Source organism: Bradyrhizobium sp. USDA 4532, assembly GCF_024171315.1.
GTDB classification, from domain to species: domain Bacteria; phylum Pseudomonadota; class Alphaproteobacteria; order Rhizobiales; family Xanthobacteraceae; genus Bradyrhizobium; species Bradyrhizobium australafricanum.
Map to the genome: position 1 here is coordinate 5,578,558 of NZ_JALJZN010000001.1, position 15,896 is coordinate 5,594,453.

Annotated in this window: 12 protein-coding genes; 5 read left to right on the forward strand and 7 right to left on the reverse strand. The window is 64.7% G+C overall.

Annotated features, from left to right (window positions below):
* Nucleotides 1-129 precede the first annotated feature (129 nt).
* Entirely contained in the window at nt 130-411 is a 282-nt protein-coding gene (locus J2R76_RS25720; protein ID WP_141341019.1) for a hypothetical protein, read from the reverse strand.
* 379 nt (nt 412-790) lie between these two features.
* On the opposite strand from J2R76_RS25720, the gene J2R76_RS25725 reads away from it, so the two are divergent.
* Complete coding sequence (locus J2R76_RS25725) at nt 791-1,018, forward strand: hypothetical protein (RefSeq protein WP_028336196.1); 228 nt, start codon at nt 791-793, stop codon at nt 1,016-1,018.
* A gap of 299 nt (nt 1,019-1,317) precedes the next feature.
* The gene (locus J2R76_RS25730) at nt 1,318-2,523 is read left to right on the forward strand and encodes an ABC transporter substrate-binding protein (protein WP_076824792.1); all 1,206 of its coding nucleotides are present in this window, start codon (nt 1,318-1,320) and stop codon (nt 2,521-2,523) included.
* A gap of 203 nt (nt 2,524-2,726) precedes the next feature.
* Here the strand turns inward: J2R76_RS25730 and J2R76_RS25735 are convergent, their stop codons facing one another.
* From J2R76_RS25735 to J2R76_RS25750, 4 genes are all read right to left on the reverse strand, one after another.
* Complete coding sequence (locus J2R76_RS25735) at nt 2,727-3,689, reverse strand: alpha/beta hydrolase (RefSeq protein WP_076824794.1); 963 nt, start codon at nt 3,687-3,689, stop codon at nt 2,727-2,729.
* 29 nt (nt 3,690-3,718) lie between these two features.
* Nucleotides 3,719-5,494 carry an NAD(P)-binding domain-containing protein gene (locus J2R76_RS25740; RefSeq protein ID WP_076824796.1) on the reverse strand — a complete coding sequence of 592 codons (1,776 nt, stop codon included), beginning with the start codon at nt 5,492-5,494 and terminating at the stop codon, nt 3,719-3,721.
* A 75-nt stretch (nt 5,495-5,569) separates the two neighbouring features.
* Nucleotides 5,570-9,040: an acyl-[ACP]--phospholipid O-acyltransferase gene (locus J2R76_RS25745; RefSeq protein ID WP_076824798.1), complete on the reverse strand. Its 3,471-nt coding sequence runs from the start codon at nt 9,038-9,040 to the stop codon at nt 5,570-5,572.
* A gap of 287 nt (nt 9,041-9,327) precedes the next feature.
* Nucleotides 9,328-9,585 (reverse strand): hypothetical protein, encoded by a 258-nt coding sequence (locus J2R76_RS25750; protein WP_057015528.1) that lies wholly within the window; start codon nt 9,583-9,585, stop codon nt 9,328-9,330.
* A 52-nt stretch (nt 9,586-9,637) separates the two neighbouring features.
* Here J2R76_RS25750 and J2R76_RS25755 point away from each other — a divergent pair, with 52 nt between their 5' ends.
* Nucleotides 9,638-10,258: a TetR/AcrR family transcriptional regulator gene (locus tag J2R76_RS25755; protein ID WP_194295307.1), complete on the forward strand. Its 621-nt coding sequence runs from the start codon at nt 9,638-9,640 to the stop codon at nt 10,256-10,258.
* A 20-nt stretch (nt 10,259-10,278) separates the two neighbouring features.
* On the opposite strand, the gene J2R76_RS25760 is transcribed toward J2R76_RS25755, so the two are convergent.
* Nucleotides 10,279-11,277, reverse strand: a complete 999-nt coding sequence (locus J2R76_RS25760; protein WP_076824800.1) for a winged helix-turn-helix domain-containing protein — start codon at nt 11,275-11,277, stop codon at nt 10,279-10,281.
* 151 nt (nt 11,278-11,428) lie between these two features.
* Here J2R76_RS25760 and J2R76_RS25765 point away from each other — a divergent pair, with 151 nt between their 5' ends.
* Nucleotides 11,429-12,607 carry an ABC transporter substrate-binding protein gene (locus J2R76_RS25765; RefSeq protein WP_253625171.1) on the forward strand — a complete coding sequence of 393 codons (1,179 nt, stop codon included), beginning with the start codon at nt 11,429-11,431 and terminating at the stop codon, nt 12,605-12,607.
* 159 nt (nt 12,608-12,766) lie between these two features.
* On the opposite strand, the gene J2R76_RS25770 is transcribed toward J2R76_RS25765, so the two are convergent.
* Nucleotides 12,767-13,186: a hypothetical protein gene (locus J2R76_RS25770; RefSeq protein WP_028336188.1), complete on the reverse strand. Its 420-nt coding sequence runs from the start codon at nt 13,184-13,186 to the stop codon at nt 12,767-12,769.
* A gap of 220 nt (nt 13,187-13,406) precedes the next feature.
* On the opposite strand from J2R76_RS25770, the gene J2R76_RS25775 reads away from it, so the two are divergent.
* Nucleotides 13,407-15,674 (forward strand): DUF2235 domain-containing protein, encoded by a 2,268-nt coding sequence (locus J2R76_RS25775; protein ID WP_076824804.1) that lies wholly within the window; start codon nt 13,407-13,409, stop codon nt 15,672-15,674.
* Nucleotides 15,675-15,896: the final 222 nt, after the last annotated feature.

The window sequence follows — 15,896 nt, forward strand, 5'->3', positions numbered from 1 at the left end:
CTGGCTACCGAGATGGTCGCTCTGGTTGCATGCGTCGCACATTCATGCGTGAACGCTGGACCAATTTCGGAAGGGGACACGCGGGCTCTCGTGTCAAGCGACGCATCAGTGCATTTCGTCGACTTGGTATCAAAGCAATAGAATTGAAATGAGACCGCGATCGAGGCCCGACGGCGAAGTGGAATCTTCTTTGCGCAATGACGACCGAAGTAAAATCATCCATTGCTCTGCGTAAGGAGAGATGGATTGCTTCGTCGCTTCGCCAAGGCTTCGGCGGACAAGTCGTCGCTTCGCTTCTCGCAATGACGGCGTCACCATGGGTTGCGACAGTTCGCTGACAGCTGCTGCCAATGACAGCGGTGTCATCTCCTCCATCACGCGCACATCACACGAATCTTCTGCTTGATCCATCGAGAGCGCGTGAAGAAACGCTTAACGCGCGCGCCCCGACCCACAAAGAAAGCCTATAAATAAAGGCAAAAGCGGCTTCTCGCGTGGGCTTGTCGCGCCGCAGCCTTGGCGAAGGCGGACGTTAATCACAACCTCACGCGATCAATCACGAGCGCATGAGGCGCATGCAAAACGCCACGATCTCTTCCAGATATTAGTGTGCAAACAAGCCGTCCGACACGAATGCGATTCGACGCGGTACGCCGCATCGTCTCGAAGACCGTGAGAGACATCACGGCCAGCACAACTGATTGTGAGGCATGTGCGCCGCACTCTTGGGAAGAAGCCTGGCCGTTCCTATGTCACGTCCAAAGAACGACCCCGATAAAGGAATTGCTCGATGCAAGTTCGCGCAGCCGATCCGCGCGGAAGACTGGTGCCTGCGATTGCAACCGCCGCCGTGGCGGTGCTCGCCACGGCCGCCCTCGTCATCCTCGAATTCAACCCGCCCCGCAATGTGCAGGCCGCGGCCGAGCCCGGCATGATCACCTCTGCCGCCGCCAGCAGAGCCGGCGCCACCGTGCTGCCGACCGATCCGGTCACGACCGGCAGCGTGCGGGTGCGCTGAGGCGCGACTCTCTCATCATCGTCGTCCCGGCCGAGTGCGCAATTGCGCACGGGGGCCAGGACCCATTATCACTAAAGTTTGCCGTTACGCGGAATGTTGCCCCAGCGTCGCTCCAAATAAGCAGTTGGGGTAATGGGTCCGGGCCTTCGCCGCGACGACGCAGGTGGTTACACCGTGCCGCTATAGCACCAGCCGCATTTTCGCATCCCTGCCCCGGCGTCTCACCACAAGCCCAACGTGCGGCCGCTCACGTAAGCTCTCCCTCGCGAACAAAACAAAAAGCCACAGGGAGGCTCACGATGATCTGGAAGGCCGTCACGGCAGCCGTCGCGCTTGCGCTCGCGACGCAGGTACACGCCGCCGAGAAGAAATATGGCACGGGCGCCAGCGACACCGAGATCAAGCTCGGACAGACCTCGCCATTCTCCGGCGCGGCATCGGCCTACAGCGTGATCGCGAAGACGCAGGCCGCCTACTTCAGGATGATCAACGACCAGGGCGGCGTGAACGGGCGCAAGATCAACCTGATCACGCTCGACGACGGCTACTCGCCGCCGAAGACGGTGGAGCAGACCCGCAAGCTCGTCGAGCAGGAGGAGGTCGCCGCGATCCTCAATCCGCTGGGCACGCCGACCGGCCTGGCCGTGCGCAAATATCTCAACGACAAGAAGGTGCCGCAGCTGTTCGTCGGCGCCGGCGCCACGTTGTGGGGCGACTACGCGCATTATCCGTGGACGATCGGCTTCCAGCCGTCGTACCAGGCCGAGACCGCGGTCTACGCCAAGTATGTCCTGACCAACAAGCCGGACGCCAAGATCGCGCTGTTCTACCAGAACGACGACGCCGGCAAGGACTACGGCAACGGCTTCAAGAAGGGGCTCGGGCCGGAGAACACCGCGAAGATGGTGGTGGCGGAAACGACCTATGAATCGACCGATCCGACGGTCGACAGCCAGATCGTGAAGCTGAAATCATCCGGCGCCAACGTGCTGTTCATGCACGCGATCCCCAAGCAGGCGGCGCAGGCGATCAAGAAGATCGGCGAGATCGGCTGGAAGCCCGACCTGTTCTTCCTCGCGGCGACCTCGACCTCGGTGTCCTCGGTGCTGAAGCCGGCCGGCTTCGAATATTCCAGGGACATCATCTCGTCCTACTCGCTGAAGGATCCGAACGATCCGCAGTGGAAGTCGGATCCGGACGTGATCGCGTGGCAGGACTTCATGAAGAAGTATTTTCCGGACGGCAATCTGCAGGACCAGCTGATCGTCTACGGCTATGTGGTGGCGGAGGCGACGGTGCAGGTGCTGAAGCAGTGCGGCGACGACCTCACCCATGAGAACATCATGAAGCAGGCCGCCAATCTCGACGTCGCGCTGCCGATGTTCCTGCCCGGCATCAAGGTGAAGACCTCGCCGACCGACTACTTCCCGGTCGAAGCGATGCGGCTGCAGAAGTTCAACGGCGAGACCTGGCAGTTGTTCGGCGACACGATCGGGAATGATTGAGGGGTTGTTGAACGCAAATCCATCCACGTCGTCGTCCCGGCGAAGGCCGGGACCCATTACCCCGACTGGATGGAGTGGCACGACGTTGGGGCCGCAGCCCGCCGCAACAACAGGCTGCGGTGGTTATGGGTCCCGGCTCGCGCTTCGCTTGGCCGGGACGACGGGAGGTTAGACCGCCCTACAAAGGCCGGGACGACGGGAGCTTAGACGCCCCGCTCCAGCAACGCCCGAAAATCCGCCCGCGCGCGCTGCGCCTCGGCGCGTGCGGCCTCCGACGCGTCGCCGAGACCAAAATAGCCGTGAATCAGCCCCTCGCCGGAATGATAGGTCACCGGCACGCCGGCCGCCTGCAACGCCTCGGCGTAGGCATGGCCCTCGTCGCGCAGCGGGTCGAACCAGGCTGTGGTGACCACCGCCGGTGCCACACCCGCAAGGCTCTTCGCGCGCAGCGGCGAGACGCGCCAGTCGGCGCCCTCAGCCTTGTCGGCGAGATAGTGCCCGCAGAACCACTGCATCGTCGCCCGCGTCAGGAAGTAGCCGTCCGCATTCTCGGCGCGTGACGGAAACTTGGCGTTCTCGGCCGCGTCGGCAAAATTGCCGACCACGTCGGTGACGGGATAGACCAACAATTGCCCGGCGAGCCTGATCCCGGCGTCGCGGCAGGCCAGCGCGGTGGCGGCGGCGAGATTGCCGCCGGCGGAATCGCCGGCGACGCCGACGCGGGCGAGATCGCCGCCGAATTCATCGATCCGCGCGACCACGTCGCGGATCGCGGCGAACGCATCCTCGAACGCGCCGGGAAAGCGGGTTTCCGGCGGGCGGCGGTAATCGACCGAGATCACGACAGCGCCGGTGTCGATCACGAGGTTGCGGGCCTGGCGATCATGCGTCTCAAGATCGCCGGCGACCCAGCCGCCGCCGTGGAAGAAGATCACGGTCGGCGCCGTGCCGCGGCCGTTGCGATAGAGCCGCGCGCCGAGCTTGCCGGCGGCGCCAGCGACCTCGATATCGCGTGCCACGTCGACCGGCGGCGGCGGCACCGCCTTGCGCGCCTCCGCCAACGCCCGGAGCGAATCGCGACAGCTCTGCGGCGTCATGGTTTCGGGATCGCGCAGCGGCAGCAGCGGGATGATCTTCTCAATGACGGGATCGAGCGGAAGCGGCATGGGAGTCCTTCAGTGCGAGTGCGCGGAGTTCAGGTGAGTTGCTTGGAAAGCGTGCCGGCCTCGATCGCTGCGATCTGCAGCGCGATGAAGCGGCTGTAGATGCGGGCCTGCGAGAACGCGCCGCCGGCGAACCAAAGGCCGGGCTGCGGCGTGCGTGTCCACATGTTGCGCAGCTCTTGCGTCGCATCGTCAAAGCCCCAGACCCGGCCGACGCGCTCGGCGACGTCCTCGCCGAACAATCTGCCGACCAGATGGTCCGGGCCCTTGTAGCCGGTAGCGAGCACGAACAGCTCGGCGCCGAGCGATGTGCCGTCCTTCAGCGCAAGACCGGTGGCGGTGATATCAGCGATGTCGGCGGCCTGGATCAGGCGAATCTTGCCGTCGGCGATCAGCTCGGAGCAGCCGACATTGAAGTAATAGCCGCCGCCGCGGGAGCGGAACTTCAGCGGCCAGCCGGTGCCGTCCTCGCCGAACTCGAGCTGGAAGCCGGCGCGCTCCAGCCGCGACAGCAACGACGCATCGAGCCGCTTGACCTCGTCGGTGATGATCCTGTGCGCGATCTTCATCACCGGCAGCGGCACGCCGGAATTGAGGATGTCGCGCACCTCGATCGCCGGTCCGTCGCCGAGATAGGTCTTGTCGTAGAGCTGCGCGGGCTCGACATTGACTACCATGGTCGGGCTGCGCTGCACCATGGTGACGTCGGCGCCGGCGGCGTGCAGCTCCTGGCAGATGTCATGCGCGCTGGTGCCGGTGCCAAACACGACGACCGAACGCCCCGCCCATTCGCGCCCGGCCGCGAAGGCGCTGGAGTGCAGCACCTTCCCCTCGAAATTCCCGATGCCGTCGATCCTGGGAATGTTCGGCGTGCCGCTGACGCTGGTCGCGAGCACGATGTGCTTCGGATGCAGCGTGCGCGGGCCGCTGGTCCCTTGCAGCGTCACGGTCCAGCGCTGCGTCGTATCGTCATAGCGCGCGCCCTCGAACGAGGTCTCGGTCCAGAAGTCGAGCTCCATGATGTCGACATAGCTCTCCAGCCAGTTCGCGATCTTGTCCTTCGGGATGTAGTCCGGAAAGCTCGGCGGGAACGGGAGGTAGCGAAACAGATTGACCGGCGTCTTGTTGTGCAGCTTGAGCCCGCGATAGCGCAGCCGCCAATTGTCGCCGATGCGCCGCTCGCGATCGACGATCAGGGCATCGAGCCCGATCCGCTTGCACTCGACCGCGGCCGCGATGCCGGCATGGCCGCCGCCGACGATCAGCACATCGGGCTCGCGGTCGGCATAGGCGCGCGAGGCCTGCCGCTGCTCCAGCCAGTCGGGTGCGGCGAAATCGCGCGCATGGGATTGCTCGGCGGCGCCATCGGCGCGCGCCTCGCAGATGCGGTTGAAGTCGAGCATCGTGGAGAACGTCCACGCCACGGAATTTCCGCCCCTCTCATGCAGCAGGCGGACCGCACCGGTGCCGGGACCATTCGACGTGTCGAAGGTGAAGACCGCCTCGATCGTCTCGCGTCCGGCCACCACGGCCCGCCGCGGTATCAAGGCACGGTCATCGAGACGAAATCCGCTCGCGCCGACCGCTTCAGCGCGCGTCAGCAGTTCGGCAACGACGCGCTGCCGCCCGCTGAAGGTCGCAAATTGCCAGGAGATGCCGAAGATATTGCGCCAGTGGCTCTCCGGCGCAAGCAATGCGGATAGAGCCTCCATGGAGCGGCTCGCGAGCGCCGCATCCAGCGCGCCGATCCATCGCTCGGCGGCAAGTTCAGGCGCATCCTCCGTAGCCGGGTTCAGTTTGTCCAGCATGATCGTGCTTTCTCGGGAGCAGTTGCCGTCTATCTGACAACATGCTCCCGAAAAGCACAACCATCATGCCAAGCCTCATGCAACGTGTTGCGCCAGCTGCGCGGGCTCGGCCTCGCCCTCATCGCCGGCGGGCTCGGCCTGCGGCGCGGGCGCCGCGGCGAGTTCCGCTGCTATTTCCTTGGCCAATGCAGTGGCACCGACATAGTCGGTCTTGCCGGTGCCGAGCAGCGGCACCTTGTCGATGACGCGGATATCGGCCGGCACCGCGAGCTCGGAGGCGCCGACGCTCTTGGCCTGGCGCTGCATCGCGGCGCGGTCGGCGTCCTTCTGCGTAGTGAGCAGCACGATGCGTTCGCCCTTGCGCTGATCGGGCAGCGTGACCGCAACCGACATGGCCTGCGGCCAGATCGCGGCCGCGATCGCCTCCACCGCGGACAATGAGACCATCTCGCCGGCGATCTTGGCGAAGCGCTTGGCACGACCCTTGATCGCGATGAAGCCCTGCGCGTCGACCGAGACGATGTCGCCGGTGTCGTGCCAGCCTTCGGGCAGCGGCTCGAGCACGCCGGGATTCTCGGCACGGAGATAGCCGAGCATCACGTTCGGGCCCTTCACCGACAGGCGGCCGCCTTCCTCGATGCCGGGGACCGGATCGAGACGGTACTGCATCAGCGGCGAGATGCGGCCGACGGTGCCCTGGCGATTGGCCATCGGCGTGTTCATCGCCAGCACCGGCGCGGTCTCGGTGACGCCATAGCCCTCGAGGATGCGGATGCCGTAGCGCTCCATGTAGATCTGCCGCGTGCGCTCCTTCACCGCCTCCGCACCGGCGATGACGAGCCGCAGCGTGCGGAAGTCATAGGCATGCGCCGAGCGGGCGTAGCCGGTGAGGAAGGTGTCGGTGCCGAACAGGATCGTCGCGCCGGTTTGGTAGATCAGCTCGGGCACGATCCGGTAATGCAGCGGCGACGGATACATGAAGATCGGGATGCCGCCGAGGATCGGCATCATCATGCCGCCGGTCAAACCGAACGAGTGGAACACCGGCAGCACGTTGAACACCTTGTCGTTGGCATTGGCATCGACCCGCGCCAGCGCCTGTGCCGCGTTGGCGAGGATGTTGCGATGGGACAGCACGACGCCCTTCGGCGTGCCTTCCGAACCCGAGGTAAACAGGATGACCGCGGGATCGTTGGCCTTGCGGGCGACGCGCGGCGCGATGCCGGCGCGGAAGCCCGCGACCTTGTCGGCGAGGCCGATGCCGGCCCTGACATCCTCGAGATAGACGACGCGCGCCTGGCCGGCGAGCGCCGCGATCAGCTTGTCGAGCTTGCCCTTCTCGATGAAGGCCTGCGAGGTCAGCACGGTCTTCACCTGCGCCGCCTTCATCGCCGCCAGCACATTGACTGGACCTGCCGAGAAGTTGAGCATCGCCGGCACGCGGCCGATGGTCTGCAGCGCCATGAACACGACGGCAACGCCGGCCGAGTTCGGCAGCAGCACCCCGACATTCTCGCCGACCGCGGTGCCCTGCTCGAGCTTGCGGCTCAGCACCTGGGCGCCGAGGATCAGCTTGCGATAGGTCAGCTTGGTGCCGAGCGCGTCCTCGATGATCGGCTTGCCGGTATCGCGGTCGCGATAGGCGTGGCCGAGGCCCTCGAACAGCGTGTGGTCGAGCATCGCGTTCTGGACCATGGCGTTGATCATCACGTCCTGCAGCGCGGCACCGGCGGCATTGCGGCGCGCCTTGCCCTTCAGCGACTGGTCGACCGGCAGCTTCACCGGCGGCAGGATCGAGATCGTCACCTTGGGGAACCAGGAGCGCTTGATCTCGCCATTCTTGAGATAGCTGAGATGCGAACGCTGCGCGCCCTCGATGCGGACCGGGACGACGACCGCATCGGCCTTGTCGGCGATCATTGCGGTGCCATCATAGACCTTCATCAACGAACCCGAGACCGTGATGCGCCCTTCCGGGAAGATCACCACCGGCTCGCCGGCGGCGACCAGCTTGATCAGGTCGCGCGCGGCCAGCGGCTTGGACGGGTCCATCGTGTAGTGCTTGATCATCTTCAGGAACGGCTTGGCCCACCACGCCTTGGAGATGCCGGTGTCGACCGCGAAGCTCGCATCGATCGGCAAGGTGGCGTGCAGCAGCGGGCCATCGACCAGGCTGACATGGTTGGGCGCGATCAGCATCCGCGTGCCCGATGGCGGCAGGTTCTCCATGCCACGCACCTCGACACGGAACAGCGCCCGGAACAGCAGCGCGCCGAAGTCGCGCACGCCCTCCTTGCCCCACTTGCTCAGCACGAACCAGACGGTGCCGAAGCTCGCGACGGCGAGGCCGAAGAAAATCCAGGCGATCGGCAGGCCGATATATTGCAGGGCGCCGACGAACACCGCGCCGGCGACCATGAAGCCGGCCTGCAAAATGTTGCCTGCGGCGATGATGCGGGCGCGCTCGGACGGCGCGGTCCAGGCCTGCACGGCAGCGAACGACGGCACCACGAACAGGCCGCCGCCGAAGGCGAACAGGAAGAAGTCGGCCAGCATGCGGAAGCCGCCGAACGAGGTCGCGAACGCAACCGCGGTGACATCCTTGCCGAGCGAGGTGGTGGCGATCGCCCAGGCGAGGTCGAGGCCGACCACGCCCATCACGATGGCGCCGATCGGCACCAGCGCGAGGTTCGGGCGGACATGGCTCAGCTGCGCGGCGAACAGCGAGCCGGCGGCGATGCCGATCGCGAACACGGCGAGGCACAGCGTGACCACGCCCTCGGTACCGCCGACGCCTTCCTTGATCAGCGCAGGCAGCAGCGACAGCACGATCGCACCGACCATCCAGAACCAGGACACGATCACCATGCCGTCCCACAGCCGCGGCTCGGCATAGAGCGACTTCAACAGGCGCACGGTCGAGGTCCAGGGATTTTTTGTGATCGGCAGATCGGGCGCCGACGGCTGCGTCACCGGGATGCGCGATGCAAACGCCCAGGACAGCACCGACAGGCCGACCACGGCGGCGCAGATCCAGCCCATGTGGCTGGCGCCGGCGACGAACATGCCACCCGCAATGGTGCCGATCAGGATCGCCATGAAGGTTGCGCCCTCGACCAGCGCGTTGCCGGTCGCGAGTTCAGACACCGACAGCTGGTCGGGCAGAACGGCATATTTCACCGGACCGAACAGCGCCGCGACGATGCCGAACAGCGCCAGCGCGATGAACAGCAGCGGGATCGAATGGGTGAAGAAGCCGGCGGCGGCAAAGGCCGCGGCGAAGATCTCGAAGAACTTCAGCCGGCGGGCGACGACGGACTTGATGTAGCGGTCGGCGAGCTCGCCGCCGAGCGCCGAGAGCACGAAGAACGGAGCGATGAACACCGCCCCCGCGAGCTGGACCAGCGCCGGCCCCTGCTCGTTGGCGACGCCATACAGCAGCATGATGACGAGCGCGTTCTTCAGCACGTTGTCGTTCAACGCCGAGCAAAACTGCGACCAGAACAGCGGCGCGAAGCGGCGGGACGTCATCAATTCCTTGATCATGACCGGTTCCTTGGGTTAGCGCGCACGGCGCTGGCAGGTCTGCGAATTCGGGTGGCGGAGAATGGTGAGCATGGAGAAAATGACGGGGATGCCGCAGCCTTTAGTCTTTTCCGCAACGTATCGGTTCGAAGGCGCGCAAAATCGGGCGAACCGGGACGTCGCGACATTGCCCGCCAGAGATGTACGAGACCTTATCCAGACCTGGGGCTGATCGACGCCGGATAGGCTCGCAGGGGACATGGTGAGCGCTTTGTTGAGGTTTCGCCGACAATTGCGGGCCGCGTGCTTCAGGTCAGTTCACTCAAGCCGCCGAACGGTGACCATCGGCAGTTGCGCGGCTTGCAGCGGCCTCCGCTCGCAGCCGCCTGGCGCGGCGCGCGCCGATCCGCGCGCCGCTGCTCCAGGACGCCTGCGACGTCGCAGGCGCGGGCGATCCGCTCGATCGGCGCGGTCGCCAGCGTGAGGACGGCGCGGCCGAAGCCCTTCACGAGCTCGATCGCGTCATCGACAAGGGTGGCGGTCAATTGAAGTGCTAGGGTCTGCATCTGAGTGGCCTCCTATGCCAACTTGAGCAACGCTCAAATTAGTAGTATGAAAATGAACATTGTTCAAGAAGAATCGCGACGAGACCGAAAAAAACTTCAGCGGCGGGCCCTGCTGATCGAGATCGCGCGCCGGTCAATCGCCACTAAGGGATTGAGATCACTCAAGGTTCGCGATGTCGCCGAGGCCGCCGGCTGCTCCATCGGCAGTGTCTATAATGAGTTCGGCGACTTCGACGGGTTGATCCTGACCGTGAACCGGGAGACCGTTCACGCCCTGACCACACGCCTCAAGGCGGTCCCGGCCGACGATCCCCTGCGCCAGCTGCACGGACTTGCCGACGCCTATCTCGGCTTCGCCACCGAGCACGCCAATCTGCTGCGCTCGCTGTTCGAGCACCGGATGGAGGACGACCGGCCGTTTCCGGAAGACATCCTCACGATGGTGATGGAGGCGTTCGCGCTGATGCATGCGCCGCTGCTCCGGCTGCTGCCCGATCGCGATCCCGACGATGTCGCGTTGCTGTCGCGGACGATGTTCTCCGCGGTCCACGGCATCATCTCGCTCGGCCTCGAAGAGCGCATGGTCGCGGTCCCGCCTGAGATGCTGCGCGAGCGCCTCGCGCAGTTCGTCGACACGCATCTGGCGGGGCTCGGTGTTTCGCGGCGCGCGTAATCACACCGGGTGCGCTTCGATCAGGTTTGACTGCGTGCAATGGGGCCTGGGTGGGCAAGGGTCCAGAGCGGTTCGAGGAACACGACACCGGTACCTCCCTCACGGAAGACGAGCTTGAACTCGATCCGCCCATCCGCGGTGATGGAGGCGGAATGCAGTCCGGTATTGCCGTCATAGCGCAAGACGTCGTCGAGGACATATCCGGTGAAGCCACCGGAAAAGCCGGGCCCGGGTACACGGCTGTGCGGCATCGCCGGGCCGTTCACGAGATAGCCGGTCGCGACACAATCCCGATCGACATTGGTGACGATCATCATGAATTGGCGGTGCGAATTGATCCAACCCTCGGCGCTCACCCACACGCCGAGAAAGCGGCGGACATTGTCCGGCACGTCGCTTGCCGGCGCGCGAACGCGATAGGCGGGAAGCGGCAGCTGCTTCTCGGCGGCCAGCGCGGTGATCCGCTCGACATCCTGCTTCGGCACGATGCCGTGATCCTGCGGCACAAGCCAGTGCGCCAATTCGGCCAGAGGATGCCACATCCCGTTGGCCAGCGGCGGCACGGATGCGAATGATGCGAAGGCGATCACCGACAGGCCGGCGATCAGCAACCATCGGGGAAGCGCGGCCAAGCGTGCCGCGATACCGCGGGGAGCGGACGTTCGGCGCGAGACGTTCTGCGATCCATGATCGTGCGGCGGCGGCAGCGGCCTGGCATCGAGGCGATAGCCGCGGCGAGACACCGTCTTGATGATGCGGTGGTCATCATCGCGCAGCTTCAGGCGCAACTCGCGGACGCATTGGACGAGCGAGTCGTCGGAAACCGCGACGTTGCCCCAGACCGCCTCGTGCAGATCCTGCTTGGATGCCAGCCGCCCGGCATTGCTGGCGAGATAGCCGAGCACCGCGAATGATTTCGGCCTGAGATCGAGATCGACGCCATCCACGCGGGCTACGCCGCGGGCGAGATCAAGCTCAAAGGAATCAAATATCAAAACGGAATCAGTCGCCGGGTCCATAGAGGTCACTCCATGCCCACAGACGGCACCAATCGGGAAAATTTAGCAGGAAATTCGGCGTTCTGTCACTTCTTCATCAGGACTTCCCTGGCGCGAAGCCGATAGTCGCGAACCGGCCCGGCATCATCTCCGGGCTCGCGGGAGGTTGGCCATGTCGAGTACCCGGTTTGCCATGTTGGTCGGGGCCGTTCTGGCGCTTGCGGCGGTGCGACCGGGACCCACCCAGGCGCAGGACGTCGTAAGGGTCGGGCTGGTGATGCCATTGACCGGCGTCCTGGGGCCGGTCGGCAAGCAGGCGGTCGCCGGGGCGCGGCTCTACATGGCGCAGCACGGCGACATGGTCGCCGGCCGCAAGGTCGAATTGATCGTCCGGGACGATGCCAGCGTGCCCGACAATGCCAAGCGCATTGCGCAGGAGCTGATCGTCAACGACGGGGTGGCGATCCTCGGCGGCGGGTTGACGCCGAGCGTGCTGGCGCTCGCGCCGCTGGCCAATGAGAGCAAGACGGCAACCGTCGTGATGGTATCGGGCACTTCGATCGTGACCGAACGGTCGCCTTACTTCGTGCGCACCAGCTGGACGCACGCGCAGCAGGCCAGCGTGCTGGCGGATTGGGCGGCGAGAAACGGATCGAAACGGGCCACCATCATCGCATCCGACTGGGCACCCGGGCGCGAAGCCGCCGGCGTATTTTCGGCGAGCTTCACCGCGGCAGGTGGAACGATCGTCGAAGCGCTGAAAGTGCCGCTGGCCAACCCCGATTTCGCGCCGTTCCTGCAGCGCGCGCGGGATGGCAATCCCGACACTCTGTTCATTTTTGTCCCGACAAGCCAGGCCGGTATCCTGGCCAAGCAGTTCGTCGAGCGCGGGCTCGACAAGAGCGGGATCAAGCTGATCGGCCCCGGCGACATCGCCGACGACGAGGACCTGCCGGGCATGAGCGATGCGATGATCGGCATGATCACGGCGGGGTTCTACTCCGCCGCGCATCCATCCGAGCTGAACCGCGACTATGTCGCGGCGTTTCGCAAGGCCAACGCGAATGTTCGACCGAACTTCATCAGCGTCAGCGCCTATGACGGCATGCATCTGATTTACGAGGCGCTGAAGGTGACCGGCGGCAAGACCAATGGCGATGCGCTGGTCGAAGCCATGAAGGGCATGACCTGGGAAAGCCCGCGTGGCCCGATGTCGATCGACCCGAAGACGCGCGAAGTCGTCCACGACATCTACATTCGCAGGGTCGAGAAGGTCGGCGGCGAGCTCTACAGCGTCGAGCAGGAGACGTTCAAGGCGGTCAAGGACCCCGCCAAGGTCGCGAACCGATGAGGGAGGCGCAGTAGCAGCTGATCCGGCTCGGCGTAGGCCTTTGCGGTGTCCCGGCGTAGCGGTGACGGCCGACACAGGACTTGCGTTCAGACCATCCCCCCTGCAACACGACCGATCCCGAGCCAGCAAACCAGCCTCGTCCAACGCCACTCCGACGCTTCACGCGCGCGCCCGCGCGATCGTGCCGCCGACGATCTGCATGGCAACGCCGAGCACCCAGCCCGCCATGATGGCCGCGGTCCAGCCGATGTCCGGCTCGCTGCGCAGCACGACGACGCCAACCGAGAAGAACGCAACCATTGTCGCGAGGAAGGTCCCGATCGCGCCGAGCAGCTCCGCCGCGTCGATCTTGCGCATCGAGGCCGAATCCTTCGGATGGAACAGCTTGGGCGGCGTATCGATGCCGAGATAGAAGCCGATCGCTCCGCCCAGCATCATGACGAGCAGGAACGCCTGCGAGGTCAGCGCCGAGACGCTCGAGCCGACATGGATGGCGACAAACAGACCGCTTGCGGCTCCCGCCAAAGCAAGGCCGAAGCGCTCAAGGACGTGGGCAAATTTTCTGACGTGGCTGCGCATGGCTGTGCCTCATCAATGAATTGCGCCGCTATTAGGCTAGGCCTTTTCGCAGCAACGCGAAAGCGGTCACCTCTCACATGGCCGCGACCACGTGACGCTTTGTGCGCTAGTTCACACCTATCGCGGCATGGAATGATTAAAGAGCGATCAAAGGTAGCAAACGATCCGGTCCCTGCTACGCTGCGCCATCCGCTTCATTCGTTTCAGCGAGCGTCTTTCAATGCCGAGTCCGAAGATCATTATTCTGTCCGATGGCACCGGCAACGCCGCTTCCAGCGTCTGGCGCACCAATGTCTGGCGGATCTTCCAGTCGCTCGATTTGCAGGGCGATACGCAGGCCGCCAAGTATGATGACGGCGTCGGCACGTCGAAATTCATTCCGCTGGCAATCCTCGGCGGCGCCTTCGGCTACGGTCTCAAGCGCAATATCCTCGACGCCTACAAGTTCATCTGCCGGAACTACGACCACGCGAACGATTCGAAGGTCTACCTGTTCGGATTCAGCCGCGGCGCGTTCACCGTGCGCACGCTCGCCGCACTCATCCTCGATCAGGGCCTGATCGTCGCGGACACCGAATCCGAGCTGCACGACGGCGCGGTGAAGGCCTATCGCGCATACCGGGCCGAGGGCTACCACTCGATCTGGCGCATCGAGGTGCTGTTCCGCGCGCTGCGCGACTATGTTCTTGTGCCGCTGTGGGATCGCCTTCGAGGCAACAAGCCGTATGCAAGGATCGCGCGGAAGCCGGTGCCGGCGATCGAGTTCATCGGCATCTGGGATACCGTCGCGGCCTATGGCCTGCCGATCGACGAGATGACGCGCGGCATCTCCAACTGGGTGTGGCCGCTCGAACTACCGAACCGGATTCTCAGCCCGAAGGTCAAGTGCGCGCGACACGCGCTGGCGCTCGACGACGAGCGCACGACCTTTCATCCGGTGCTCTGGACCGAGCAAGAGCCGGGGCAGCCCGCACCGGCCGTGCCGACCAGCATCGATGGCGAGCGCCTCGTCCAGGTCTGGTTCGTCGGCATGCACGCCAATGTCGGCGGCGGCTATCCGGACGACGCCGTCGCCTTCGTGCCGCTGGCCTGGCTGGTCGACGAAGCCGTCAAGCGCGGCCTCGCATTCAAGAGCGCACCGATCGCCGACCCTGACGCGATCAAGTCAATCAAGTCCTCCGAGGACAAGGATGGCCGCCTCTACGATTCGCGGGTGGGCCTCGGCGCGTACTACCGGTACGGTCCGCGCAAGGTCGCCGACCTCTGCAACGATCCCTATGCCGGCGTCAGCGTGCCGATGCCGAAGATCCACGAGAGCGTGTTCGAGCGGATCAACAGCGGCGCCAATGCCTATGCCCCGATCGGACTTCCGCCGAACTACGTGGTCGTCTCGCGCAGCGGCCAGGTCACCCCGCTCGGCGCCAATACGTTTGAGACGCCCGCGGGCGCACCGGCGCGCTATGCCGCGCAGGAGAAGCTGTGGAACTACGTCTGGCTGCGGCGGATCGCCTACTTCGCCACTCTGGCGGCGTCGCTGCATCTGGCCGCGTTCTGGCTGTTCCACAACCAGCATAAGGAGCACGAATTCAGCTCCTATGTCAGGATGATTTCGGAGCTGGTGCGCTTCGTTCAATCATTCCTGCCCGATTCCTTTCATTGGTGGACCGATTGGTACGCCGGCAATCCGGAATGGTTCGCCGGCGGCATCCTTGCTGTCATCGTGCTGATGGGTGCCGGCAGTTCGCTCAGCGCGACGATCAGCGACAGGATGCGGATCATCTGGCGTGACCGCGCGAAGCCGACGCCACTCTCCGGGTTCTTGCACGATGCGATCTATCGATTCCGTACCAGCGCGGTCTATCAGTGGATTCTCAATGTCGGAAAGCGGCATGTCGTCCCTTTCCTGCTCACGGCCCTGCTGGTCTGGTTCAGCGCGACGCTGGCCAGCCACTTCCTGTTCAATCTCGCCGATTCGACGGGGGCATTCTGCAAGGGCACTGCAACGGACAAGCTTGTCGCCGTCGACAAGGGCATCCCGCAGGATGCCGCCGACTTCGACACCGGCGCCATCTGTGCGCCGACCGGCCTCAAGGTCCGCACCGGGTTCAAATACGAGATCGCGATCACGATGTCGGAGCCATGGGAGGACGCCGGCCGCGCGGTGACGCCGATCGGATACCGGACCTCGACCATCGAAGGCACAAAGCAGTTGCGCGGCTATTTCGCGATCTTCCTGCGGCGGATCCTGTTCCGGCCATGGTTCAGGCTGATCGCACGGGTCGGAGAGACCGGCGTCGACGAGTATTTTCTCGACCCCCTGCCGATGTCGAACACCGACCCGCAGGTCTACAAGGCGCGTTTCACCGCCGATCGCAGCGGCGAGATCTTCCTCTACGTCAACCAGGCCGTCATCAGCCTGCCCTGGGTCTGCGGATGGTTCTACGGCGACCATAAGGGCAAGGCGAAGGTCACGGTGCGGTTGCTGTAGGAAGCCGCGATCGGGCCCACAGCATCGCGGCCCAACGGGTGCGCACGACGTGACCGATCTGTGATCCTGCCGACAGACCAGGTTGTAGATTGTCTGGCATACTCTCCTTGCTAGATCAGCTGCCCCGACGCCCGGAACGATCCGACGCGACTTCAGGGATCGCCGGGCGACGTTGACGCGCCAGGTTCATGTCGACCGGATATTTCTCAGCCGCGATTTGGA

Bases quoted from the DNA above. Each gene is read 5' to 3' on its own strand.
- J2R76_RS25720 (WP_141341019.1), bottom strand. From the start codon at position 411: ATGGATCAAGCAGAAGATTCGTGTGATGTGCGCGTGATGGAGGAGATG.
- J2R76_RS25725 (WP_028336196.1), top strand. From the start codon at position 791: ATGCAAGTTCGCGCAGCCGATCCGCGCGGAAGACTGGTGCCTGCGATT.
- J2R76_RS25730 (WP_076824792.1), top strand. From the start codon at position 1,318: ATGATCTGGAAGGCCGTCACGGCAGCCGTCGCGCTTGCGCTCGCGACG.
- J2R76_RS25735 (WP_076824794.1), bottom strand. From the start codon at position 3,689: ATGCCGCTTCCGCTCGATCCCGTCATTGAGAAGATCATCCCGCTGCTG.
- J2R76_RS25740 (WP_076824796.1), bottom strand. From the start codon at position 5,494: ATGCTGGACAAACTGAACCCGGCTACGGAGGATGCGCCTGAACTTGCC.
- J2R76_RS25745 (WP_076824798.1), bottom strand. From the start codon at position 9,040: ATGATCAAGGAATTGATGACGTCCCGCCGCTTCGCGCCGCTGTTCTGG.
- J2R76_RS25750 (WP_057015528.1), bottom strand. From the start codon at position 9,585: ATGCAGACCCTAGCACTTCAATTGACCGCCACCCTTGTCGATGACGCG.
- J2R76_RS25755 (WP_194295307.1), top strand. From the start codon at position 9,638: ATGAACATTGTTCAAGAAGAATCGCGACGAGACCGAAAAAAACTTCAG.
- J2R76_RS25760 (WP_076824800.1), bottom strand. From the start codon at position 11,277: ATGGACCCGGCGACTGATTCCGTTTTGATATTTGATTCCTTTGAGCTT.
- J2R76_RS25765 (WP_253625171.1), top strand. From the start codon at position 11,429: ATGTCGAGTACCCGGTTTGCCATGTTGGTCGGGGCCGTTCTGGCGCTT.
- J2R76_RS25770 (WP_028336188.1), bottom strand. From the start codon at position 13,186: ATGCGCAGCCACGTCAGAAAATTTGCCCACGTCCTTGAGCGCTTCGGC.
- J2R76_RS25775 (WP_076824804.1), top strand. From the start codon at position 13,407: ATGCCGAGTCCGAAGATCATTATTCTGTCCGATGGCACCGGCAACGCC.